Annotated in this window: 25 protein-coding genes, 1 other RNA gene and 1 pseudogene; 4 read left to right on the top strand and 23 right to left on the bottom strand. The window is 36.8% G+C overall.

The window, feature by feature from the left end; all coding sequences use genetic code 11:
- Window positions 1-172 precede the first annotated feature (172 nt).
- Window positions 173-658, top strand: coding sequence for a Cys-tRNA(Pro) deacylase (gene ybaK, locus BMW29_RS07655; RefSeq protein ID WP_092652056.1), 486 nt, complete (start codon window positions 173-175; stop codon window positions 656-658).
- On the opposite strand, the gene BMW29_RS07650 is transcribed toward ybaK, so the two are convergent.
- The 6 genes from BMW29_RS07650 to BMW29_RS07625 form a co-directional block, all read right to left on the bottom strand.
- Window positions 655-1,374: a DUF554 domain-containing protein gene (locus tag BMW29_RS07650; protein WP_092652054.1), complete on the bottom strand. Its 720-nt coding sequence runs from the start codon at window positions 1,372-1,374 to the stop codon at window positions 655-657. The genes ybaK and BMW29_RS07650 overlap by 4 nt on opposite strands.
- Before the next feature lie 266 nt (window positions 1,375-1,640).
- Window positions 1,641-2,483: a Cof-type HAD-IIB family hydrolase gene (locus tag BMW29_RS07645; protein WP_092652052.1), complete on the bottom strand. Its 843-nt coding sequence runs from the start codon at window positions 2,481-2,483 to the stop codon at window positions 1,641-1,643.
- Between the two features lie 10 nt (window positions 2,484-2,493).
- Window positions 2,494-3,693: an MFS transporter gene (locus BMW29_RS07640; RefSeq protein ID WP_092652050.1), complete on the bottom strand. Its 1,200-nt coding sequence runs from the start codon at window positions 3,691-3,693 to the stop codon at window positions 2,494-2,496.
- A gap of 14 nt (window positions 3,694-3,707) precedes the next feature.
- A complete protein-coding gene (rsmI, locus tag BMW29_RS07635) occupies window positions 3,708-4,592 on the bottom strand; it encodes a 16S rRNA (cytidine(1402)-2'-O)-methyltransferase (protein ID WP_092652048.1) in 885 nt (294 codons plus the stop codon).
- The gene (locus BMW29_RS07630) at window positions 4,582-4,926 is read right to left on the bottom strand and encodes a GIY-YIG nuclease family protein (RefSeq protein ID WP_092652046.1); all 345 of its coding nucleotides are present in this window, start codon (window positions 4,924-4,926) and stop codon (window positions 4,582-4,584) included. The genes rsmI and BMW29_RS07630 overlap by 11 nt, the downstream gene beginning before the upstream one ends.
- The gene (locus BMW29_RS07625; RefSeq protein WP_425431597.1) at window positions 4,910-5,656 is read right to left on the bottom strand and encodes a tRNA1(Val) (adenine(37)-N6)-methyltransferase; all 747 of its coding nucleotides are present in this window, start codon (window positions 5,654-5,656) and stop codon (window positions 4,910-4,912) included. Before BMW29_RS07625 ends, BMW29_RS07630 begins: the two co-directional genes overlap by 17 nt.
- Window positions 5,657-5,816: 160 nt before the next feature.
- Between BMW29_RS07625 and BMW29_RS07620 the strand changes: the two genes are divergently transcribed.
- A complete protein-coding gene (locus BMW29_RS07620; protein WP_092652042.1) occupies window positions 5,817-6,068 on the top strand; it encodes a GlsB/YeaQ/YmgE family stress response membrane protein in 252 nt (83 codons plus the stop codon).
- Between the two features lie 59 nt (window positions 6,069-6,127).
- Here BMW29_RS07620 and BMW29_RS07615 read toward each other — a convergent pair whose 3' ends face one another.
- The 15 genes and pseudogenes from BMW29_RS07615 to BMW29_RS07545 all read right to left on the bottom strand — a co-directional run bounded on the left by BMW29_RS07615 (window position 6,128) and on the right by BMW29_RS07545 (window position 16,816).
- Complete coding sequence (locus BMW29_RS07615; protein WP_092652040.1) at window positions 6,128-6,442, bottom strand: hypothetical protein; 315 nt, start codon at window positions 6,440-6,442, stop codon at window positions 6,128-6,130.
- Between the two features lie 209 nt (window positions 6,443-6,651).
- Window positions 6,652-6,997: pseudogene (locus tag BMW29_RS14220) on the bottom strand (type II toxin-antitoxin system PemK/MazF family toxin).
- Complete coding sequence (gene mazE / locus BMW29_RS07605; protein ID WP_092652038.1) at window positions 6,990-7,223, bottom strand: type II toxin-antitoxin system PemI/MazE family antitoxin; 234 nt, start codon at window positions 7,221-7,223, stop codon at window positions 6,990-6,992. Before mazE ends, BMW29_RS14220 begins: the two are co-directional and overlap by 8 nt.
- A 252-nt stretch (window positions 7,224-7,475) precedes the next feature.
- Window positions 7,476-7,991, bottom strand: a complete 516-nt coding sequence (locus BMW29_RS07600; RefSeq protein ID WP_092652036.1) for an NUDIX hydrolase — start codon at window positions 7,989-7,991, stop codon at window positions 7,476-7,478.
- An 88-nt stretch (window positions 7,992-8,079) separates the two neighbouring features.
- Window positions 8,080-8,421: a DNA replication initiation control protein YabA gene (locus BMW29_RS07595; protein ID WP_092652136.1), complete on the bottom strand. Its 342-nt coding sequence runs from the start codon at window positions 8,419-8,421 to the stop codon at window positions 8,080-8,082.
- A 70-nt stretch (window positions 8,422-8,491) separates the two neighbouring features.
- The gene (locus BMW29_RS07590) at window positions 8,492-9,298 is read right to left on the bottom strand and encodes a PSP1 domain-containing protein (protein ID WP_092652034.1); all 807 of its coding nucleotides are present in this window, start codon (window positions 9,296-9,298) and stop codon (window positions 8,492-8,494) included.
- A gap of 40 nt (window positions 9,299-9,338) precedes the next feature.
- Window positions 9,339-10,325, bottom strand: a complete 987-nt coding sequence (holB, locus tag BMW29_RS07585) for a DNA polymerase III subunit delta' (protein WP_425431595.1) — start codon at window positions 10,323-10,325, stop codon at window positions 9,339-9,341.
- Window positions 10,326-10,340: 15 nt separating this feature from the next.
- Entirely contained in the window at window positions 10,341-10,670 is a 330-nt protein-coding gene (locus BMW29_RS07580; RefSeq protein WP_092652030.1) for a cyclic-di-AMP receptor, read from the bottom strand.
- 22 nt (window positions 10,671-10,692) lie between these two features.
- Window positions 10,693-11,334 carry a dTMP kinase gene (gene tmk, locus BMW29_RS07575; RefSeq protein ID WP_092652028.1) on the bottom strand — a complete coding sequence of 214 codons (642 nt, stop codon included), beginning with the start codon at window positions 11,332-11,334 and terminating at the stop codon, window positions 10,693-10,695.
- 58 nt (window positions 11,335-11,392) lie between these two features.
- A complete protein-coding gene (locus BMW29_RS07570) occupies window positions 11,393-12,817 on the bottom strand; it encodes an aminotransferase class I/II-fold pyridoxal phosphate-dependent enzyme (RefSeq protein WP_092652026.1) in 1,425 nt (474 codons plus the stop codon).
- A 21-nt stretch (window positions 12,818-12,838) separates the two neighbouring features.
- Window positions 12,839-13,054 (bottom strand): YaaL family protein, encoded by a 216-nt coding sequence (locus BMW29_RS07565; RefSeq protein ID WP_092652024.1) that lies wholly within the window; start codon window positions 13,052-13,054, stop codon window positions 12,839-12,841.
- Between the two features lie 14 nt (window positions 13,055-13,068).
- Complete coding sequence (gene recR / locus BMW29_RS07560) at window positions 13,069-13,665, bottom strand: recombination mediator RecR (protein ID WP_092652022.1); 597 nt, start codon at window positions 13,663-13,665, stop codon at window positions 13,069-13,071.
- 63 nt (window positions 13,666-13,728) lie between these two features.
- A complete protein-coding gene (locus BMW29_RS07555) occupies window positions 13,729-14,040 on the bottom strand; it encodes a YbaB/EbfC family nucleoid-associated protein (protein ID WP_092652020.1) in 312 nt (103 codons plus the stop codon).
- A 23-nt stretch (window positions 14,041-14,063) separates the two neighbouring features.
- Entirely contained in the window at window positions 14,064-15,890 is a 1,827-nt protein-coding gene (gene dnaX / locus BMW29_RS07550; RefSeq protein WP_092652018.1) for a DNA polymerase III subunit gamma/tau, read from the bottom strand.
- Window positions 15,891-16,045: 155 nt separating this feature from the next.
- Window positions 16,046-16,816 carry a response regulator transcription factor gene (locus BMW29_RS07545; protein ID WP_092652016.1) on the bottom strand — a complete coding sequence of 257 codons (771 nt, stop codon included), beginning with the start codon at window positions 16,814-16,816 and terminating at the stop codon, window positions 16,046-16,048.
- Window positions 16,817-17,082: 266 nt separating this feature from the next.
- Between BMW29_RS07545 and BMW29_RS07540 the strand changes: the two genes are divergently transcribed.
- Entirely contained in the window at window positions 17,083-18,426 is a 1,344-nt protein-coding gene (locus BMW29_RS07540) for an acetaldehyde dehydrogenase (acetylating) (protein WP_092652014.1), read from the top strand.
- A gap of 178 nt (window positions 18,427-18,604) precedes the next feature.
- Here BMW29_RS07540 and ffs read toward each other — a convergent pair.
- Window positions 18,605-18,691, bottom strand: an RNA gene (ffs, locus tag BMW29_RS07535) — signal recognition particle sRNA small type.
- 346 nt (window positions 18,692-19,037) lie between these two features.
- On the opposite strand from ffs, the gene BMW29_RS07530 reads away from it, so the two are divergent.
- A complete protein-coding gene (locus tag BMW29_RS07530; protein ID WP_245706252.1) occupies window positions 19,038-21,737 on the top strand; it encodes a YhgE/Pip domain-containing protein in 2,700 nt (899 codons plus the stop codon).
- Window positions 21,738-21,782: 45 nt separating this feature from the next.
- Here the strand turns inward: BMW29_RS07530 and BMW29_RS07525 are convergent, their stop codons facing one another.
- Entirely contained in the window at window positions 21,783-23,222 is a 1,440-nt protein-coding gene (locus BMW29_RS07525; RefSeq protein WP_092652010.1) for a glycoside hydrolase family 1 protein, read from the bottom strand.
- Between the last annotated feature and the right edge of the window lie 65 nt (window positions 23,223-23,287).

Below are 23,287 nucleotides of genomic sequence, written 5' to 3'. Positions count from 1 at the left end.
ATCTCATTAAACATCACAATAACTCGTGAGTTTGCTCTTTTGCATTATACCATAAATTCTCTTGTTTTTTTGATAGATTCAGGATTTTCTAAGACACCATAACCGATTTTGCTCAAAATGTTTCTGTACGCTATAATACAATCAGCTATTGCTTAAGAAAGAAGGAAAAATAATGGTACAAAAAACCAATGCTTGTCGCTTGCTAGATCAGCAAAAAATCCCTTATGAAACCCATGAAATTGCTTGGGATGAAGAACACTTAGATGCTGTCTCAGTCTCACAAAAACTCCAGATTGCACCTACCCGTTTATATAAAACCTTGGTTACCACCACCGATCAAAAAGAAATCGTCGTTGCCTGTATCCCAGCACATCATCATTTAAATCTAAAAGCACTCGCTAAAGTCAGTGGACATAAAAAAATTGAGATGCTGCCGATGAAAGATTTACAAAAATATACTGGTTATATTCGTGGTGGTTGTTCCCCCATCGGCATGAAAAAAAGCTACCCAACTTTTATTTGCGAAGAGGCAATAAAAGAAGAGAGCTTATACATTTCTGCTGGCAAACGAGGGATGCAAATTGAAATTTCCCCTCTTGATTTAACCACAGTCGTTCACGCAACCCTTGCACAAATCAGTACAATTGAGGCTTCTTAAAAAATCATCATCCATAATGCTGTAATTGGCATCACAAGAATTAAACCAGGAATTAAATTCGTAATCGGAAAGTTTTTAATTCCTGAAATTCTAAATCCTGTTGCCATCATCATCATGCCACCACAAGCAGAAAAGTTTGCAATCATTTCAGGAGTGGTCAGTGGCATAATAACACCCGCTAAGAAAAACAAGCCAAAGGTAATAATCATTTGAGGAATCACAGTTAAGCAAACAATATAGCCTAGGGCGGCAGCAAAAATAGCGGCGGTACAAAAATCTAATAACCCTTTAGAAATCAACATACTCGCATCTCCAGTAATCCCTTCATTTAAAGCCCCAAAAATCCCAGTAGGTCCCACTGTAAAAACAATTAATACTGCAACAAATTTTTGCATAAATACATCATCTGACTCTGAAGATTGATTATTTGGAAATAGCTTATCAATTGGTCTTTTCACTTTAAATGCGATTTTTTCAACCAATTGCTCTAAACGAAAGCCTTCTCCAATCACACTTCCTATTAACAATGACAAAATAATTGGTGGTAAACTATGTACTTTCATCACCATACTAATCCCCATGCCTAACGAGATAATGCCAAAGGTTAATGGTAACCCCTCTCTAATTCTACTCGGAATTTTATGTCCGATTACTGATCCTAAAACTGCTCCTAATAACGCTCCTAAACAATCGACAATTGGTCCAACTGGTAGCATAAACGCACATCCTTTCTGATTCATTAAAATGTGGTTGTAACAAAACTCTAAAGTTTTATCACAACCGCGTAAATTGCTTCTATAAACGGTGTCCAAAAATTTGGTTTGGTTTGCAATTGTCAAGAACCACTGTAAATGAGTTGAACAAATACAGATTGGTACCTACTCCGCTTCGATCACAACAACTTCATAAGGTTCAGAGTCAAACTGTGTTTGATCTGTATCATGTCTCTAAGGATTAAAAATCCTAAGAGGCATGACAATTATTATTTTTTTAGTAAGCCAACTTTTTGTAGCCCTTTTAAAATTCCATCATCTTTAGCATCTGCCGTAATCACATCTGCGACTTCTTTTAATTCTACACGGCCATTTCCCATGGCAACCCCAGTCCCAACATATTGCAGCATTTCAATGTCATTTAAGCCATCACCAAAAGCATAGCTATGTGCTAAATCAATCTCCAAATAATCAAGTAACGCTTCAATTCCAACTGCTTTTGACCCATTATCTGGACAAACATCCATTGAGCCTGAACCCCATCTTGTGAAACGATAATCTGGAAATTTCTCTTGATAGTAGCTATCAAAAATTTCAGGTGCATGTAAAATCACTTGATAGATTTCTTTACCTTCATAGTCTGAAGGTACTATTTTTTGGTACTTGTGATGTCTTGTTACAAATTCTGCTACTTTCTTTTGAATCCGTTCAGGTACAATTAAACTTCCCAATTTAATCAAAAAATTCTTTGATTGCATCAAGCCATACCAATTGGGTGCATTCCCTATCATCTCATCTGGTGTCACAAATGAAATGCGGTGCTTATGCTGTTCTGCGACTTCAACTAGCTGCTTCAATGAATGATGGTTTACTTGGTTGGCATAAACAACTTCACCTTTTGATATCACATATTGACCATTTAAAGAAACAAAGGTATCCATATTTAAAGATTCTAAATATGGGAAAATACCAAAAGGTGGTCGACCTGTCGCAATCGCACAAATAATCCCCTGCTCTTGCAAAGCTTGAATAGACGACTTTACACTTTTAGGCACTTCTCTTTGAGGTGTTAACAAGGTACCATCTACATCAAAAAATACAATTTTTTTCATTTTTACACCCTCACTTTACATGTCCTAACAACTTATGATAACGCAAATAAACAATGATTGCACATAAACAACCCAATAAAGCAATTCCAGCATCAATTAAAATCATTAAACTAACATCACTTTTTGAAATAATGGCTAAAATTGCGGGTGCTGCAAACGAAGCAAAACTAGAAGCAATCCCCACCATTGCAGTTGCCCGTCCTTTTCCTTGTGGAAATAATTCGGACATTGTTGTAATGGCTAATTGAAGCACCCCACCTGCTGCGAAAAACCCTACAAGAGCCGTCACTATCGTCACCATTTGTTGAGATGGAAAAAAGTATAAGCTGCATAAAGACAGACATGAAATGAATGGATAAATGATTAATAAAACGGTACCTTTTACCCATTTTTTTACAAAAATTGAGGTCAGAACCGCTCCTAATAAAGAAGTTACACTATAATAACTAACCAGTTGTCTTCCTGTAGCTTCAGACAGATGCAGCACACTTTGAGCATATTGTCCGATGCCATTTGACACAAGTAGAAAAGTTGCTGTGGAGGTAAACCCAATTAAAATAAGAGGCAATCCGTCTAGTAATAAATGTGCTTTTTTTACAAAAGGAATGATTTTTTCATCACTTGACTGTTGCTTTTGAGTGATTTGGCTAGTTGGAAAGGGGGCTTTGATTAAAAATAATAGACTGACGAATAAAATCCCTGCACTCAATAAAAAGGTGAGGCCATAATAAGCCTGCTGCTTTGCAATTAAATTCACAAGGAAGGGTAATAGAAATTGTCCAATTGAAATAAAGGCCTTGACTAAAATCCCTGCACTCCCCGCCGCCGCAGGATAAGCCTCCATTAATGCCGGATAAGTGCCTGAATCTAAAATAGAGTTTGCAGCACCTGCTAATAAGGCCACCGCAAAAGCAATTTGAATCGTTGGGCTCACTAAAATACCTAAAAAGAACCCAATATAAACCAACATTCCTGTTATAATGACTGGCTTTCTACCAAGCTTATCTGATAGCACGCCTGAAACTGGCAAAATCAATAATCGGCCAATCCCTAAAGCAGATGCTACAAAGAAAACACCATCGCTACCTGTTTGCCATTGGGTCATTAAAGCGCCCATATTTTGTGAAAGCATCAGTACACCCATACCATGAATCAAATAATTCAAATATAAAATGGCAATTGCTTGTTTATAATTTGGTGCTTTTGTCATCTTTCTGCTCTCCCCTAATCATTTTCAACATGATACACATGATAGACTTCTTGCTTTTTCAAACCACGTACTTTCGCCACTTCTTTAATCGCTTCTTTACTACTTAATTGGTTAGCTATGAGCTGCTCAACATGTTCAAGAATCGACCAATTTTCCCATTCAGCATCTTGCTCAGTTACTCTTGATCCTTCTTTATTTCCTTCTAAAAATAAACAAAACTCTCCACGAATGTCAGATTCATTGGCCCAAGTTAAAGCTTCCTCTAGTGTTCCTCTTAAAAATTCTTCAAATTTTTTCGTTAATTCACGACATAAAACCACCTGACGCTGCGTCCCAAATACATCAACCATCGCTTTTAACACCTCTTTTAAACGATGTGGTGATTCATATAAAATCGTGGTTTCTTGATGCTGATTCAATTGCTCCAAAGCTTCTTTGCGTTCCTTTTTTTGTCGAGGTAAAAAACCATAAAAGTAAAAAGGCTGTGGTGCAAGTCCTGACGCAATTAATCCAGTCACCCCTGCATTTGCACCTGGCAAAGGAATCACGGCAATTTGCTCCTGAAGACAGGCAAGCACTAAATCATGCCCCGGATCACTAATAGAAGGCATCCCAGCATCACTCACTTGTGCAATACTTTCGCCGTTCTTTAAGCGTTCAATTAACTGAGGAATTCGTTCTCTTGAATTATGCTCATGAAAACTAAGCTGTGGCGTTTTTATCTCAAAGTGATTCAATAATTTTTGTGTATTTCTAGTATCCTCAGCTGCAATTAAATCAACCTCTGAAAGGGTTCTTACCCCACGAAAGGTCATATCTTCTAAATTACCAATTGGTGTTGGTACCAAATAAAGCTGGCCAAAGGGCTGTATACTATAACTTTTTTGACTATTGATCATACTGCTTCGTTTCCCCTTTCTCTGATAAGGTTTTAATCACACACTTTTTATGCATATCTGGTGGAAAAGCAATTCCTTGCTGCGCTAGAAATTGTTGTTTTTTAAACTTAGGTTGTTTTTTAAAAGCATATTCCGCTTTAGTCGCTTCACTTCTTGTCACGAATTCCTCAGCATAAATCATTTTTAGTGGCCTTCTATACTGAGGCTTGGTATATTTCGCACCTACCCCATCATTATGCTCTTTCTCACGTCTAACAATGTCTGTTGTATAACCACCATAATAAGTGCCATCTTGACAAAATAAAACATAAAAAAAACTACTCTTCTTTTCCATATAACATCGCTCTCACTTCTGGTAAATAGTCATCATTTTCATCAAAAACATATAATGGTGCTTGGATTTTTAGTCCCTGCTTGCCATCTTTAATCCCTTCAATCAATAAAATATTCGCATCTTTCCCCATTTTTGGATAGACTAAACGTATTTTTTTAGGTGCTAAACGATAGCTAGCCATGGTGGTTAAAATATCAACTAAACGTTCTGGACGATGAACAAAATAAGCTTTGCCATTCATTTTCAATAGCTCACTGGTCGTTCGAATCACTTCTTCTAAATTCGTATGAATTTCATGTCTAGCAATTGCTAAATGTTCATTTGGATTTTTCTGACTTGTTGGTCGGCTAGTAAAATAAGGGGGATTACAGGTCACAATGTCCACTTTATCTTTGCCAATTAGGGTAGGAGCTTGTTTTAAATCATCTTGAATAATCGTAATTTTGTCTTCTAAATGATTCAGTTTAACACTTCTTTGTGCCATATCTGCTAAGCGCTCTTGTAATTCTACACCGATAATTTTGCCTCTGGTTTTAGGACTTAAAAATAGTGGAATGACACCATTACCAGTACATAAATCCACAATGGTTTTTGCCCTTGTAGGGATTTGCGCAAAATTGGCAAGTAAGACGGCATCTAACGAAAATGAAAAGACACTGCTGCTTTGGATAATCTGTAATTTTTCAGCAATTAACTGATCCAGCCGCTCATCTTGATAAATTTCTACCAATCTCTTTTCACTCCCTTGTTTCTTAAATAAAGTCATCCATTATTATAGCACAAATTCCCCTTTTAATTTTTATCTTATTTTCTTTTCAAGTCTAATTATTTGTAGTCTAGAAACAAGAGCGTTAAAATAAAGGTAATAAAAGGAATAGGGGGAGATTTTTATGATAGGATTTATTTGGTCACTTATTATTGGTGGTATTATTGGTTGGATTGCAGGGATGATTCTTGGTCGTGACGTACCAGGCGGTATTTGGGGAAATATTGTTGCTGGTTTTGTAGGGAGTTGGTTAGGTACATTGATTTTTGGAACTTGGGGACCAACCATTGGAGGATTTGCTTTCTTCCCAGCATTAATTGGGGCTGTCTTATTAATTTTTATTGTGTCAGCTATTTTGAAAACACGCTCTCGTTAATCAATGAATACAAGCTTTGTAGCGAATAATTGCTACAAAGTTTTTTTTACGTCATTGATTCATGTATCCCTCACCGTTACAACAATTTGCGCAATAAAGACGCAAACTGCGTATCCTGATAGCAAAAGAAGTATATCGTCTGTTGGTAAATTAAATTCATCATACAAAATCGCTGTAAAAAAATTAGCACAACCTAAGATCAATAACAAAATAAAAGACCCCACCAAATCAAACATTTTCTCTTTAAATAATGTTTTCTTGCGAAAAAGCTGTACTTTAAAAAAATTGATTGTGATGAGCAGTCCAATTAGGATAAAAATACTTGTCATTGCCCACCAATAATGTTCATAAAAATCATATAAGGTTAAATACATCATGCTTCCCCCTTTAATAAGTCTAAACGTTATTGTTTCTGTCCCTTTTTCAAATATGCATCTGCCAAACAAAAATTTTTCCAGTCAAAAGTAGTCAACTCTTTTTTATCCTGCATCTTCATGATATCTAATGTGGTGACTTTTTGTCTCAACTTGTTTCCTAATTTTAATAGCATTTATCTATTCACATTATCACAAACTTTTATTTTTTAAAATGGAAAATTGAAATTTAATAAAAAATGTTGTGCGACATTCAAGAACTCTTTTGCTTCAACAGCCCCTATCACTTTAACATGACGTTTTCCATCTTTTGTACAATCCAGTGAGAAGACTTGCTTTATATTCACTTTGCTATCCTTCATTAAAGCGTCATTATTTATAGAAACAAAATAGGGTCGTTTTTTTTTGTGTTGAAGTAATCGGACAAACAATAATTAAATTTGAAGAAAGATTGTATTCATCACGACTAATCACTAAAGCTAGTCGTCTTTTCTTTATTTCACTTCCCTTTGAAGGATCAAAATTAATCGTTACAATATCCCCTTGCTTAATCATCTAACTCACTCTTAACTGGGTAAAAATCTGCTATTAGGTCATCTTCCTCATCAACAAATTCACCTTTTTCAGCTTTTTCAAAATAATCTAAAACCTTTGGAATCAGCGAAATGACACCCTCTTTATCTTTATAGTAAAAAAATTCTTGACCTTCTTTTACTTCCAATTTGCTTGATAGAGTAACCATGATAGAGTTACCTTGTTTTCTCGCCCTCACTGTATCCATAATAGAACACTCCCCTCTACACTACTAGCATATCATGTAATTACATGAATTCCATTTGGAATGCAAAACAAAAAGTAGTAGCATTTCTTCATATTGGATAAGCGCATGAATGTCTTGGTGCATTTAGGTTTAACTGAGGTAAACAGATATTCTTACGTTAGTTCAAGAAACAACCAATCATGTTGCGGTTAAAAACAGTTAAGTCATACTAAGACTATGTATTTTACACCAATTGCTATTCTCAGCACTCGCTTACTTATGCCCCTTTTTCAAATATTCATCTGCCAAACAAAAAATTTTCCAGTCAAAAGTAGTGATCTCTTTTTTATCCTGCATCTTCATGATATCTAATGTGGTTACTTTTTTAGCAGCTATCACCTCATTCTCTTGTAAGACCAATGATGCTACAGAAACTGGATGATAAGCTAAATAAACATCTACTAGTAGAGACTCCGCTTCCTCACAGATTGTCCCAATAAATAGTGTTTCATCTGGTTCCACTGAAACACCAATTTCTTCATATAGCTCCCTAAATGCTGCTTGATAACTAGTTTCTCCTATTCCAACAGCACCACCAGAAAATTCCCATAATAATCCAGCTTGCTTATCAGGATGCCGCTGTGTCAATAAATAGCGGTTATGATCATCTATTAAAACAACACTCGCTGCTAATTGATAATCTCCTTTATGCAAACGTGTTCCCCTCGTAAAAGTTCTGCCTGTTAACTGACCTTCTCTAGTATAAATATCTAATTGTTCTTCTCTCATTTTGTCCTCCTTTTTTAATTCAACTGCTCATGATGTACAAAAAAAGCTAAGACAATCGGAAAATAAGCTTTCCAATTATCTTAACTCATTATCTTTCACGTTCACCATAAATAACATCTAAACAAAAGGCACAGGGTTCATCGTCTACTCTTCTTGAACCATAGAACATATTACAAACATGAAAACCATCTTCATATAATTTTTCTAAATTCATTCTAGACTTTGTCATGCCTGATTCTGCTTGCTCTATTGAACCATCTTTTTCAATTTCTGCCAACCTTGAACGTAAGTGTTCATTCTCAATTTGCAAGGCTGCATTTTGTTCAACCAACTCACCAATCGTTGAGCGAAAACTCGAGAGACGCTTCAACATCACTTCAGTCTCTAGCTCAAGCTGGCTCACTGTATCATATAATGTTTTTTTATCCAATATGTTCACCATCTTTTCTCCATGAAATGAAAATGAAGCCTTTCTTTTTATTTTCTCTTAGGACAATAACCTAAGCTTTTGCCTCGTTTAATTCTTCTAATGTAAATTCTAAGGGTGTTTCTCTACCTTGTAAACGAACCTTGATAATACGACTTAACATATTTAAGCCAATCACAGTTCCTTCACCTTCAGGGGTTTTGACTTTTTTACCAAAATCAGGTAATTCTTTTTTGGCTGCTTCATATTCATCGTTCTCATATTTTAAGCAACACATTAAACGACCACAAAGACCTGATATTTTGGTTGGATTTAATGAAAGGTTTTGATCCTTTGCCATTTTAATGGATACTGGCATAAAGTCTCCTAAGAAAGTAGAACAACAGAGCATTCTGCCACATGGGCCAATACCACCAAGTAATTTGGCCTCATCGCGTACACCAATTTGTCTTAACTCAATCCGTGTTCTAAAAATACTCGCTAAATCCTTTACTAATTCTCTAAAATCAATTCGACCTTCCGCACTAAAATAAAAAACCATTTTACTACGATCAAAACTATATTCAACATCAATTAGCTTCATTTCTAATCCATGCTTCTTAATTTTTTCAGCACCCACACTAAAAGCTGCATTTGCATCTTCTTTGTTTGCATGGACTTGTGCCATATCTTTTTCATTTGCAATTGAAGTGATACTTCTAAGTGGTTTGACAATATCATCTTCTGGTACTTCATGCTTTCCTTTGACAACACGCCCTACACTAACACCTTGTTGCGTTTCCACCACAACATAATCACCTAATTGCACATGATGCTTCCCAGGAGAAAAATAATAAATCATCCCGGAATTCTTTAGTTTCACACCTATGACTGTTTCCATCTATTTTTTCCCTCGCTTTGTTCAGCTAGTCAGAAAGCTCTTAGCTTTTAATTAGTTGTAACACCAGTTGCTCAAAAACGCCTTGTGCACCAACATTACTTTCTAATTTACGTTTTGCCTTCAAAATAAACGCCAGTTGCATATTGGTTTTGGTACCTGTTTGTTTTTCTATGATGCGCTGCAACTCTTGCTCTTTTGTTGGATAAGCCAATATCTGTGCTGTTCCATAAGATAACATCAACAAATCGCGATAAAGGTACACAAGCATGTCTAATCCTATGAGCTGCTGTTCTCGCTCTTTAAAATGAGGCATAAAATGTGTTTGAATCATAATGAACCCTTGATAATCGCCACTTGCAATATTTTGAAACAGCTTCCAAATAATCTGCTTAGCTTCATTAAACCACTCATCTTGCTCCATTTCAACTGCTGTTTGAAAATTATTTGTTAAATGAACCCATAAAGCGCCTTTAGCAGGGTTGATACCAGCAGCTTCTAAAGCTTTTAATAAGTCTTTTTTAGCAAGCGGGAAAAAGGTCACGACTTGGCATCTGGATAAAATAGTTGGCAAGATTTTTTGTTTGGCTGTGGTTAATAAAAAAGCACTGACGCTACCATCTGGCTCCTCTAAAAATTTCAACAAACTATTGGCTGCACCAACTGTCATTTTTTCAACATCTTCAACAATAAAGATTTTTTGACTGCCTTCTACACCTGTTTTAGAAAAAGCTGTTTTTAACTCTCTCACTTGATCCACTTTAATAGAAAGACCATCTGGTGCAACAATCATCACATCAGGATGTTCCTCTGCTTGAATCCGCAAACAGTTATGACACACACCACAAGGCTCATCATCAAGCTGTTCTTCACAGAATTTCGCCATGGCTAACCACTTGGCCATAGCCTTTTTCCCAGTCCCAGGCTCGCCTTCAAAAAGGTAAGCATGTGCTAATTGCCCATGCTTTACACTTGCTTTAAATTGTTCAGTTAATTGAGGTTGTAATCTTTTGATTTCATTATTCACCATCATCAAGTCTCATTTCTAAAATTGGTGGAATTGTTCAATCGGCATCACAAAGACTGTTGCGCCACCTACTTGAACTTCAATTGGATAAGGCATTTGTGTATCCATTGTTAAATCTAAGCTAATCGGAGGTGTCATATATTGCTCCCTTGCTTGGCAAGTTTCACGAATAATATCTAGCACTTCATTGACACGCTTTTCTTCAATCCCAACAATAAAAGTCGTATTGCCCTCTTTTAGAAAACCACCTGTTGTTGAAAGCTTTGTCGCACGAATATTCCCATCAATAAATTTATTTGATAATCGGTTGCTATCTTTATCCTGTACAATCGCTAAAATTAATTTCATTATGAACCATCCTCTCCATTTTCTATTTAAATACAGTTGGATATTTTGCTTTGATTTGATCCAAACAGACTGCAACTACCTGATTAATAGTTTGCGTTGCATCCACTAATAACACACGCTCTGGCTGCTGCTCATAAATCGTTAGATAAGCCGCTCTAACCTTTTCATGGAAAGATAATTTTTCTTGATCCAAACGGTCATTTTTACGTTCTTTATTTTGTGCAATTCGCGCTAAACCAACCTCAGCTGGTACATCTAAATATAAGGTTAAATCTGGCGCTAAGCCCTCTGTTGCAAATTCATTTAAATCTGCAACTTCTGCCACACCAATCCCCCTACCAACACCTTGATAAGCAATTGAACTATCGACAAAACGATCACATAAGACGACTTTTCCAGCATTAATAGCAGGTAAAACAACTTGGATTAAGTGCTGTCTTCTTGCAGCAGCATATAAAATCGCTTCCGTTCGCTCATCCATCTCAGTATTTTTAGGGTCTAAAATAATTTCTCTAATTTCCTCTGCAATCCGAACCCCACCTGGCTCTCTAGTTGAAACTAAGGCTGGCACTAATTGTTCTTTTAACATTGGAATCAATCGTTCAATGACACTCGTTTTTCCTGCGCCATCTGGACCTTCTACGGTAATAAATATCCCTTTCACGTTTGCACACACCTACTTTAATTAATAACTACATTATACTGTACTTTTTTCTGAACGTCTAATCTAGGAGGTAAACAGCCAATTCTGTTGTTGCTGCATCCAGTCCAACAACCCTTAACCCTTTTCGGCGCCAATCAGCTATTTGAACAATATCAGCAGCTGTTAGCACCTCTCCAGCAACCTTAAAAGGAATCCCTGGTGGATAAATCGTGATATTTTCTGCTACGACTCGTTGTACTGCTTGGGCTAATTGGATACTCTCCACTGCTCGTTCAGCTTGTTCTTGATAAGTCAGCGCTAATAAGCTCATTGCTACTGGTTGCCACTGCCCATAAGGTAAAACCGCTGAAGCAGCTGAATATTCCTTTAAGCTAGCCATTGTTTGCGTTAAGCTTGGCCGCTTCACTACTTGCCCGACTTTTAATAATGGCAATGTCAGCACTACTTTGGTTGCATCTGCCATTTCAGCATAGAGCCCATCTTTCTCTAAAAAAGTAGCTAACGCTGAACCAGAAACAGCTTCTTTAAACACGATGAGCTTCATCAAGTCATCTGGCTGCCACACCATTAAGCCTGCTGCTTCAAATAATGCTCGCCATTTTTGATTTTGCTTTTTCGTATAAGCCCAATCTTCCTTCGTAAAAGTACCAGCAAATTGCCGCGCAATATCCAGAGAAAGCATTAATAGATAGGATGGACTACTTGTTTGCAACTGATGTAAATACTGAGCAATTTTCCGCTCTGATACCCTCGAAGTCATCACATGTAAATAAGCAGCCTGTGTCATTGCTGGCAGCATTTTATGAGCGGACTGAACCACTACATCTGCGCCTAACTGCGTCGCCGACTTTGGTAGCTCCTCTGAAACAATCAAATGCGCACCATGTGCTTCATCTACTAGCACACAAATATCGTGCGCATGCGCCAAATGGATTAAGGCCTTCAAATCATAGGTTTGTCCATAATAATTTGGATAGGTCAAAATGAGTACTTTCGCTGCTGGATAGGTCGCAATTGCTTCTGCCAATAAAGCGGGGGCTAGCCCGACCATCGTTTGTTTTTCCTCATCCATTTCTGGTGTTAAAAAAATAGGTGTTGCTGCTGCCATCGCCAAGCCATGAAAAACAGATTGATGGGCATTCTTCATCACAAAAACGGGGTCATTTTTCTGCACGGTTCCTAAAATCATACTTAAAATACCAACCGTTGAACCGTTGACCAAAAAGAAGCTGCGCTTGCTCCCATATAGTTGACTGAGTAAAGCTTGACTCTCCTGCAGCACACCAGTTGGTGCATGTAAATAATCTAAGCCTGTCACCTCAGTTTGATCAAAAGCGAGAAAATCGGTTGCAAAAGCTGGTAAATTGGGCCAATTCAAGCCATTTTTATGCCCTGGAACATGAACCGAAAAACGTTCCTGCTGTCTATGTTCCTCTAAAATCGTATAAAGAGGGAGCTGTGATTGCAAATGTTCTTTTGACAATACGGTTCCCTCCTTTCATTGTTAAGCTTTTATTTTTCGTGCTCTTGCTTCTTTAAATAAATAAAAATACTTGGCTTCTTCCAATTTCGCTTGAGCCATTAATTCTCTATCTTGATCAAAAACATTTAATTCAATATTTTTTAAGTGGTCCCACTGCACCTTAGTTCTTTGAATCAGTGCTAAAAGTTCTTGGTCATATTCGCTTCTTAATTGTCCTGCTTTTTTTCTACCAAACATCTTTTTTGACCTCCTTAAAGTTCTCTTCTACCTTCTACAGCTTTCATCAAAGTAATTTCATCTGCATATTCAATATCGCTACCAACAGCCAAACCATGAGCTAAACGTGTCACTTTGATTCCTGCTGGTTTAATCAGCCGAGATAAGTACATCGCTGTTGCTTCTCCTTCAGCTGTTGCATTCGTTGCAATAATCACTTCTTTGACTTCATCGGATTGCAAGCGTCTAATTAAGCTAGGAATTTGAATATCCTCTGGGCCTGTTCCTTCAACAGGGGATAAAACCCCATGAAGCACATGATATAGCCCACGGTATTCACGCATTTTTTCAATCGAAATCACATCTTTAGGATCCTCTACAACAAGAATCGTCCCACGATCTCTTCCTGCATCCTTACAAATATAGCAAGGATCTTCCTCTGTAATATTGCCACAAACACTACAATAATTCAGATCCCGCTTCGCACTAATCAACGCTTTAGCGAAATCTGTTACATCATCTTCTCGCATATCAATGGTATAAAAAGCCAAGCGTGCTGCTGACTTTGCACCAATCCCTGGTAATTTCATATAACTATCAATTAGCTTTGAAATCGGTTCTGGATATTGCATTCTATTGCTCCTCTTTTCTAAAAATTTGGCGCCCAAAAAGGTGCGCCAAATACTGAAATATCATTAAAATCCTGGAAGTCCCTTAGTATATTTGCCCATTGTCGCTTCTGTTTCTGCTTCAATTTTAGCAAGTACATCATTTGTTGCCATTAAAATTAAATCTTGTAGCATCTCAATATCATCTGGATCAACAGCTTCTTTGGCAATTTCTACATTGATCACTTTTTTATCACCTGTCATCGTCATCTTAACTGTCTCGCCACTAGCAATACCAACAAATTCTTTGGCATTTAAAGCTTCTTGTGCCTCTCCCATTTGTTTTTGCATTTTTTGTACTTGTTTCATCATACCTTGCATATTTCCCATTCCTCGCATTTATCTTCATCCTTTCAAATTTCCTATTCTTCTATTACTTGAACCAGTTCTTCACCAAACAAAGCAACCGCCTCTGTGATGATTGCATTTTCTTCCTCTGGAGGTGGCGCCGCTTGCATTTCTTCTAAAACCATTTCAGAAGTAGGTGTTGGGGCAACAGCTGGCTGTCCAGCTTCTGCTGCTTGTGCTTGACCATCAGCTGTTGTGGGCTCTGCTCCTGGCAATTTACCTTGCTTCGCCTGCTCAATATACGTACTACGTAAATTAGGCCAGACATCATGAGGCACAGCTAACATATTCGGTTTACGCTGAATCAACTTCTCAAGACTTTGTGCAATTGTCTCTAATAAAGCCGCATCATCCGAAGCCTTTTGACATAAAATTTCATATTCAAATGACACAATCAAAGCTGTTGGACTAGCTGCAACTGGTGTTGAAGCCTTCATCACAGCTCTTTGTGTGACAGATAACATATTCATTAAATCAGGCCACACATCTTTTAATAAATCTAAATCCTGTCTTGTTGCTTCCCCAAGCACTTGGAAAATTCCCGTTGTATTGACCCTAAAGCCATTTGTATTTGGTTTTTTCTTAGGTTTTGCTTGCGGCGTTTGTGAGGCGCTACCTGCTGTCACACCTTGACTCATCATTGTTTCAATTTGCTTCGCCATTGCGGCCATTTTTTGCTCCATTTGTTGCATAACTGCTTGATCAGCAGGAGCGGCGGCTGGGGCTTGTGCCACACTTGCTACTGGTGGGTTGACGTTCCCTCTTAACTGCGTCATTTTCACAGTCGCTACTTCCAGATAAATCCCTGGATGATTCGTAAAACGCATTTCATTCTGACCTTCATTTAAAATACCAATCACTTGATATAAAACCTCTGCAGAAATCAATTCACTTAGTTGCTTAAATTCCTCTGTAATCGTCGATTCAATGCCTTCAGTCATTTGAGGCGCTTTTTGGTAAACTAATAAATCTCTAGCAAACAAAATCAAATCTTCTACTAATCTGACGGGATCTTTTCCTTCAGCTAGAATTTGCTGCAATAGCGTCAGCCCGGCTTCTGTCTCACGCTGAGCAACAGCATTCATATACGTAATCAATAATTCTTGGGTTAATGCACCTGTCACATTTAAAGCATTTTCCTCTGTTACAAATTGCTCTCCATAAGAAATGACTTGATCTAAAATACTTAAGGCATCACGCATTCCGCCTTCTGCTGCTTTGGCAATAATTTGTAAAGCAGGCTCTTCAAAACCAATCTTTTCCCCATCCAAAATCACTTTCATGCGCGCAATAATATCTCTAGTTGTAATGCGTTTAAAATCAAAGCGTTGGGTTCTAGAAATAATGGTCGCTGGAATTTTATGTGGTTCAGTTGTCGCTAAAATAAAAATAACATTTTTAGGCGGCTCTTCTAACGTTTTCAACAAAGCATTAAACGCACCTGTTGATAGCATATGCACCTCATCTATAATATAGACTTTATAATCTGCTTCGGTTGGAGCATATTTTGCTTTATCACGAATATCACGAATTTCTTCTACACCATTGTTACTTGCCGCATCAATTTCAATGACATCATTTAATTGTCCTGATGTGATGGCCAAACAGGTTGGACATTCATTACAAGGCTCTCCATCTTTTAAAAAATGACAGTTGATGGCTTTTGAGAAAATTTTAGCCGCACTGGTTTTCCCAGTACCACGAGGCCCAGTAAACAAATAGGCATGGCTAGACTTCCCTTGAATCAGTGCATTTTTAAGTGTTTGTGTAATGGCCTCTTGCCCTGCAATATCTTGAAAACGTTGCGGGCGCCATACCCTATATAGTGCTTGATAACCCATCTGTTTCCCTCTTTCTAAAGTCCATAATCTTCATTATCTTCTATTATACGTTATTCCAAAGTAAAGATAAATACATGGAGCCTAACTTTCATTTCTTTTAAAAAAATAAGTACCTACTTTAACCAAAAAAGCTTGGCAAGTAGGTACAATCTATCTTATAGAACTCTCACATCTGCAGGTACATAATTTCCTTGAAAGGTCTTTCTAAACTGATGAGGCGACATGCCCTCTTCTTTTTTAAATAATTTACTAAAATAGGTAGGATCAATATATCCTACAGCTAACGCAACTTCCGTAATGGATTGATTCGTTGTCATCAATAACTTTTTAGCTGTTTCAATCCGATAATTGGTTAAATACTCAATAAAATTCATCCCAATTGCTTCTTTAAAAAAACGACTGACATAATGTCGATTTAAATGCATATGCGCTGCCAAAGTCGTCAGATTAATTTCTTCATGATAATGCTCATGAAGATAATCTAACATTAAATTCACATGCTCTTTCGCATTTTTTGTAGGCTTTTTCGACCCAAAATCCATTAATGAAACCTGATTTAACGATTTGACTGAACGATCAATAGAGAGCTTTAGCTCTTTTGCATCTAATGGTTTGACCAAATAATCCATCACACCACAACGCAAAGCCATATGTACGCTATCAAAATCCTGCTTTTCAGTAAAAATAATCGTTTTCAAGTTTGGTAATAACTTCAAGATTTTTTTCTTAATAAAAAAACCATCAACATCTGGTAAATCGATATCAATAATCATTACTTCTGGCAAATATTTTTCGGCAATCTCAAGTGCCTCTTGACCATTAGAAGCATCGGGCAATACTTTGATATTTAAAAAAGAGGTATCAATCAATTGTCTAATAAATAATCTGTCTTGTGAATTTTTGCTTACAACCATTAATCTACACATCTATTTTCGCCTCCTATACTAGTCTACAAAAACGAGTACAACTCCACAAGTTTTTTCTTCTTTTAAGTCTGTGAATTTTCTATCTCCCAACTCCATCATACCTTTTATTACCAATCGTTTCAACTGAATAACTTTGTGAAAAAAATCGCAAAAAAATAGTAAATTTTCTCCATTTTCATCACAAAAAAGCCCCTAACACTCTTTCCTTAAAATAGGCTAACATAAGGATGTAAGCGTTACACAAACAAAAAAAGGAGCGATTTATTATGACAACAACAGTACTAACAAAAACAACCGAGGTAGAGACATTAATCGCAACAGCTAAGCAAGCACAGCAATTATACGCCACTTACTCTCAAGAGCAAGTGGATGCCATCATCAAAAATGTTCATGAAATGACTTATCAACATAGAGAAGAGCTAGCTATCTCCGCTCATGAAGAAACTGGCTTTGGAAACGTGGCAGATAAAATCATCAAAAATGAATTCGCTAGCAATCGTGTTTATGACAGCATCAAAGATATCCCTACTGTTGGTGTCATTAATCGTTTACCTGAACAAAAACTCATTGAAGTAGGGATTCCAATGGGCATTGTGGCAGGATTGATTCCTTCAACAAACCCAACTTCAACAGTTATTTTCAAAGCTTTAATTGCTTTAAAAACACGCAATGCAATCATCTTCTCTCCACATCCAAAAGCCTTAGCTTCTATTCAATTAGCTACTAAAATTGTAGAAGAAGCTGCAGTTGCAGCTGGTGCTCCAAGTGGTTTAGTGAGTGTGATAAACCAACCAACCTTAGAGGCAACATCTGATTTAATGCAGCATGAAGATATCGCATTGATTTTAGCAACCGGCGGCAAAGCAATGGTTCATGCAGCTTACAGTTCAGGTACACCTGCAATTGGCGTTGGACCCGGTAACTCTCCTGTTCTCATTGAAAAAACAGCTGATATTAAAACTTCGATTGATCGTATTATTCAAAGTAAAACTTTCGATTACGGAACCATTTGTGCTTCTGAACAAGCATTGGTCGTTGATGCTTCTATTAAAGAAGAAGTCATTCAAGCCTTAAAAGCAAAACATGCCTACTTTTTAAATGAAGCAGAATCAGAAAAAATTAGCCAATTTATCTTAAGAGATAATGGCGCTTTAAACCCTGATATTGTTGGTAAAAGTGCACCATTAGTTGCAGCCTTAGCAGGAATTGATGTGCCAGAAAACACCACGGTTCTCATTTCTGAGCAAACAGAAGTTTCTCATACGAATCCTTATTCAAGAGAAAAGTTAACGCCAATTCTGGCTCTTTATACAGTAAACGCTTGGGAAGAAGGCCTTACACTTTGTAACGAACTATTATTAAATGAAGGCGCTGGTCATACTGCTAGCTTGCATACAAGTAATGAGGTTTTGGCTGAAGAATTTGGTTTGCGTATCCATGCTTCTCGTATTTTAGTAAATACATTAGGTGCTTTAGGTGCGATTGGTGGTACAACTAACTTAATGCCTTCCCTTACTTTAGGCTGCGGTGCCATTGGCGGAAGTAGCACAACTGATAATGTAAGTGTGCATCAATTATTAAATATTAAGCGCGTCGCTTTTCATCAATAAAAAAGACAGCTTATCCCATTTTTATTCATTGGGATAGGCTGTCTTTTTACCTGAAATTTAGAATAGAGTACCTATCTAAAAATTTAATGTAGCTTTAAGAAGCTACTGAGCTTTCATCATCACTTTAAAAAATAAAAAAACATCCCTTAATTCGTTAAGGAACGTTGCATTGAATAGCTTTTATAAAAGGCACATGGCGAAGCTAGCTTAGTGCTGCTTCCTTCCGGATCTGACACGGTTCACAAGTCCACCATTGCCTCTGCCTTGCGGCACTATCTATTGTACAAGAAATCTTCTAAAAAAGCTACTATAATTTTTACCGAATGAAAATGTGCTGATAGTTCTTGACTCTTTTATGAGACCTTTCACAAACTCCATTATCCCTATTGCATTTTATCAATAAGGGATATATAATGTTAGAATCATTTTTGATTAATAGTTCGATAAAAGCAAACAATTAAGGGCTATGAGTTGAATTCTCATATGTGGACATGGTACCTTAGGCTAAAAGAACTCATTACAATTATATAAGATGCATTTAATAAAGCAGTAGCAAGTCCTTTCATAAATGATGGACGCTCTTTTTAAAAAGCATTTCGAGGAGAATGGACATGAAAAAAACGTTAGAAATTTTCGCGCTAGATTGGAAGCGAATCTTTAAAGCACCTTTTGCTTTAGCATTGGTGGTGGCGCTGATTATTTTACCTTCACTTTATGCTTGGTTTAATATTGCAGCGCTATGGGATCCATATGGCAGCACTGGTGACTTAAAAGTAGCAGTCTATAGTGATGATCAAGCCGTAACCTTCCAAGACAAAGACATTCATATTGGAGAGGACCTCATTGATTCTTTAAAAGACAATGATAAGCTTGGTTGGACTTTTGTAAAATCAAAAGCTGATATGGAAGATGGCGTAAAAACAGGTAAATATTATGCCAGCATTTATATCCCAGCAGACTTTTCAAAAGATTTACTTAGTTTCGTAAATGGAGATATTAAAAAGCCAGAAATTATTTATTCTGTTAACCAAAAAATTAATGCCATTGCCCCTAAAATTACTGGTAGTGGTGCAGCAACACTGCAACAAACTATTTCAAAAGAATTCACAGCGACTGTTAGTACAACTTTAGTGGATGTTTTCAATAAAATTGGTGTTGATTTGGATACCAACTTGCCTACGATTCAAAAAGTTTCTTCTATGTTATTGACTATTGATGATCATTTAGATGAGATTGATGGCTACACACAAGAGGTCTTAAATCTACAAGGAAAAATGCCTGATCTAAAGGAGAAACTCGCTAAAGCGAATGAAGCGATTGCTTACTTACCTGAAGCAAATAAGGTCGCTGATAAAGTGGTTAAAATTAATGAAATTATGCCTCAAGTAGATGCTGTTGGAACATTGGTCTTAGATTTACAGACTAAAATTCCAGAAATTCAAAATGCTGGGGCTCAAATCGCTAAAATTGATGGTGACTTTGATACAATTGTTGCTACCTTAAATGATGGCGTAGCTCAAGCCAATAATGCGTTAACAATTATTAGCCAAGTGCAACAAATTTTACCTGATGTGATTCAATTGGCTCAAAATGGTAGTGGCTATGTGACCACTGCAAATGATTTATTAAACAAATTAGCTGGCTCTTTGGATACGATTGCACCTGCAATTAAAGAAGGCCTAGTTGTTACCAATCATATTGCAGGAAACATTGTCGGCGTCACACAAGAAATTATTGATGGGAATTTAACCAATCAAGAAATTAAAGACCGTTTACAAGGGCTTAAAACACAATTACAAACTTCTAATCAAACAATTGACTCACTGATTAGTACACTAAAAAGCTTACAGGCTATTAATAATGATCCAAAACTGGCTCAGCTCATTGCCCAAATGGAAACCTTGCAACAAGGCATTCAAGTAGCTGAAAGTAAAATTGATCAATTAATTGCAGCGATTGACTCAGGAAAAGATATCAAAGCTGAAATGCAACAAATTCACGATACAGCTGTTACTGTTCAAACTGAAACGGGTAATCTATTGAATAGCTTTGATACCGTTGTTTTACCTACAATTAAAGCAACCATTGATCAAGTAAAAACGGATTTATCTACTGCACAAGGTGTCCTAGATCAAGCAAATGGTACGATTTTACCGAATGTTTCAGATCTTTTAACCAATACAAGCGGGATTATTACCAATGCACTTGGCGTCATCCAAGAATATCAAAAAGAAATCCCTGCATTAAAACAAGAAATTCATGATGCAAATGTCTTGTTAAATGATAATATGACCTTAATTGTTGATGGGATTAATACGGCAGCAGCTTTCTATCAAGATGATTTCCCTGCACTCAAAGAGAAATTAAACAAAGCTAGCTCATTTATCCAAAACGATTTACCTGGTATTGAAGAGAATTTAACAAGCACCCTAAATACAGTCAATGAAAAAATGCCAACAATCGAAACCGCAGTGAACACAGCAAGTGATTTAATCAAAAACGATTGGCCTACCTTAAAATCAGGGATCACTAAAGCGGCTGATGCTGTTCGTAAGCAAAAAGATAATGTTGATTTAGGAGAAATCATTAAGCTACTGAAATCTGATGCAAATCAAGAAAGTGATTTCATTTCTAATCCTGTATTGTTAAAAGAAGAAGCAATGTATCCAATTCCAAACTATGGATCAGCAAGTGCACCTTTCTATACAGCTTTATGTTTATGGGTTGGAGCTGTTCTATTATCATCTGTTTTCAAAACGGATGTTGATATTGAAGGAGAAGATGATGTGAAAGATAAGAAACGTTACAAGCCAATTCATTTATTCTATGGACGAATGTTAACCTTCTTATCAGTTGGCTTCTTCCAAGCACTCATTGTTTCTTTAGGAAATCTCTTTATTTTAGACACTTATACCGTTAATAAAGTCTGGTTTGTGCTCTTTACTATTTTCCTAGGACTCGTCTTTATGTCCATGGTTTATGTTCTTGCAAGCTTATTTGGAAATCTAGGAAAAGGAATTGCCGTGATTATCTTGGTGCTTTCTATTTCTGGCGCTGGCGCCAACTTCCCAGTTGTTCTTTCACCTAAATTCTTCCAAATTATTAATCCAATGTTGCCATTTACCTATGCGGTAGATTTACTAAGAGAACCTGTAGGTGGTATTTTATGGCAAACAGCTTTATTAAATCTCTTTGTACTCTTCGCCTTTGGTGTAGCCTTTATTGTATTAGGAGGCTTCTTGAAAAAATATGTTGAAGAGCATATGAACGGAATTGAATCAAAAGTTAATAAAGGAAAAATTTTCCATTAATAAAAAATGTATGTCCCACTTATCATCGGGACATACATTTTTTTATTATAGCGTTGTACCATTTGTTGCAATAACTTCTTGATACCACTTAAAACTATCTTTTTTATAGCGTTTTTTTGAACCATTTCCTAAATTATCAATATCAACATAAATAAAACCATAACGCTTCGCCATTTCTTGAGAAGAACAGCTCACAATATCAATCGGTGCCCAGGCACAATAGGCAATGACTTCTACACCATCTTTCATCATTTCCTTCAACTGCACTAAATGCGCCCTTAAATAATCAATCCGGTAATCATCATGCACTTTACCATCCTCCAAAGTATCATACATACCAAAACCATTTTCAGCAATCAGTAACGGCTTTTGATAGCGATCATAATATTGAGAAAGTGCATAATAGAAGCCTTTAGGATCAATTCCCCAGCCCCAAGGATTGGCTTTAATTTTTGGATTTTTAGTCACTGAGGTTGGAGACATTGTATTCTTTTCATAAGAAACTGTGGTTGAATAATAATAGGAAATCGCTAAGAAATCCATTGTATTTTCACTCAAAATAGCAGTATCAGAGTCTTCCATCTCAATTCGAATCCCCTGTTCTTCAAAATAGCGTAACATATAGCTAGGATACGCTCCTCTAAAACTCACATCTGTAAAGAAATATTGATGACGATTTCGCTGTAAAGCAAAGACCACATCATCAGGGTCACAAGTTTCAGGAGAAGCTGTACAGTCAGCTACCATCATCCCTATTTCAAAATGAGGATTGATGGTTTTCGCTTTCTGTTTCACAAGCGCCGTCGCAATAAATTGATGATGAATCGCTTGATATTTAGCCTGCTCTATATTGTCTACTTGATCCACACAAAAGGCTAGAGAATTAAAGGACTCAAAATGAATTAAGTTCATTTGATTAATGACAATCCAATACTTCACTTTGTCCTTATAACGCTTCATAATCGTTTCAGCATAGTGCACAAAGAAATCAACCGTTTGACGATTTACCCAGCCTTTATATTTAAGCGTTAAATGAACAGGTGTTTCATAATGAAGCATGGTCACAATTGGTTCCATCTCCAAGCGGTGCAGCTCATCTAATAAATCATCATAAAACTGTAAACCAGCTTCATTGGGTGTTGCATCATCACCATTGGGGAAAATTCTAGACCAATTAATTGAAAAACGAAAAGATTTTAATCCAAGCTCTTTTAACAGCTTTAAATCTTCTTTATACGTATGGTAAAAATCAATGCCATGACGTTTAGGATAATAACCGTCATGATCCTCCATTGCTTTCTTAACATCCGCTAAGGTTAAATCAGACTCATAAGGGACTGAAATATCCCGATTAGGATCATAAAGATGCAAATCAGAAATACAGAAACCTTTTCCATCCTCATCCCAAGCACCTTCACATTGATTGGCAGCAATCGCTCCTCCCCATAAAAAATCGGTAGGAAAACCTTTTATTAATTGTTTCATTCATACATTCCTCCTCATATCTTAGTGTCAGAATTTCCTTTTCATCCTAGCAAAAAGAGGGCAGT

The organism is Isobaculum melis, from assembly GCF_900111355.1.
In the GTDB taxonomy this organism is placed as follows: domain Bacteria; phylum Bacillota; class Bacilli; order Lactobacillales; family Carnobacteriaceae; genus Isobaculum; species Isobaculum melis.
The sequence above is the reverse complement of the archived record's forward strand: the minus strand, read 5'-3'. Positions and strand labels throughout refer to the sequence as shown.

Bases quoted from the DNA above. Each gene is read 5' to 3' on its own strand.
- ybaK (WP_092652056.1), top strand. From the start codon at position 173: ATGGTACAAAAAACCAATGCTTGTCGCTTGCTAGATCAGCAAAAAATC.
- BMW29_RS07650 (WP_092652054.1), bottom strand. From the start codon at position 1,374: ATGCTACCAGTTGGACCAATTGTCGATTGTTTAGGAGCGTTATTAGGA.
- BMW29_RS07645 (WP_092652052.1), bottom strand. From the start codon at position 2,483: ATGAAAAAAATTGTATTTTTTGATGTAGATGGTACCTTGTTAACACCT.
- BMW29_RS07640 (WP_092652050.1), bottom strand. From the start codon at position 3,693: ATGACAAAAGCACCAAATTATAAACAAGCAATTGCCATTTTATATTTG.
- rsmI (WP_092652048.1), bottom strand. From the start codon at position 4,592: ATGATCAATAGTCAAAAAAGTTATAGTATACAGCCCTTTGGCCAGCTT.
- BMW29_RS07630 (WP_092652046.1), bottom strand. From the start codon at position 4,926: ATGGAAAAGAAGAGTAGTTTTTTTTATGTTTTATTTTGTCAAGATGGC.
- BMW29_RS07620 (WP_092652042.1), top strand. From the start codon at position 5,817: ATGATAGGATTTATTTGGTCACTTATTATTGGTGGTATTATTGGTTGG.
- BMW29_RS07615 (WP_092652040.1), bottom strand. From the start codon at position 6,442: ATGTATTTAACCTTATATGATTTTTATGAACATTATTGGTGGGCAATG.
- mazE (WP_092652038.1), bottom strand. From the start codon at position 7,223: ATGGATACAGTGAGGGCGAGAAAACAAGGTAACTCTATCATGGTTACT.
- BMW29_RS07600 (WP_092652036.1), bottom strand. From the start codon at position 7,991: ATGAGAGAAGAACAATTAGATATTTATACTAGAGAAGGTCAGTTAACA.
- BMW29_RS07590 (WP_092652034.1), bottom strand. From the start codon at position 9,298: ATGGAAACAGTCATAGGTGTGAAACTAAAGAATTCCGGGATGATTTAT.
- holB (WP_425431595.1), bottom strand. From the start codon at position 10,325: ATGGTGAATAATGAAATCAAAAGATTACAACCTCAATTAACTGAACAA.
- BMW29_RS07580 (WP_092652030.1), bottom strand. From the start codon at position 10,670: ATGAAATTAATTTTAGCGATTGTACAGGATAAAGATAGCAACCGATTA.
- BMW29_RS07565 (WP_092652024.1), bottom strand. From the start codon at position 13,054: ATGTTTGGTAGAAAAAAAGCAGGACAATTAAGAAGCGAATATGACCAA.
- recR (WP_092652022.1), bottom strand. From the start codon at position 13,665: ATGCAATATCCAGAACCGATTTCAAAGCTAATTGATAGTTATATGAAA.
- BMW29_RS07555 (WP_092652020.1), bottom strand. From the start codon at position 14,040: ATGCGAGGAATGGGAAATATGCAAGGTATGATGAAACAAGTACAAAAA.
- dnaX (WP_092652018.1), bottom strand. From the start codon at position 15,890: ATGGGTTATCAAGCACTATATAGGGTATGGCGCCCGCAACGTTTTCAA.
- BMW29_RS07545 (WP_092652016.1), bottom strand. From the start codon at position 16,816: ATGTGTAGATTAATGGTTGTAAGCAAAAATTCACAAGACAGATTATTT.
- BMW29_RS07540 (WP_092652014.1), top strand. From the start codon at position 17,083: ATGACAACAACAGTACTAACAAAAACAACCGAGGTAGAGACATTAATC.
- BMW29_RS07530 (WP_245706252.1), top strand. From the start codon at position 19,038: ATGAAAAAAACGTTAGAAATTTTCGCGCTAGATTGGAAGCGAATCTTT.
- BMW29_RS07525 (WP_092652010.1), bottom strand. From the start codon at position 23,222: ATGAAACAATTAATAAAAGGTTTTCCTACCGATTTTTTATGGGGAGGA.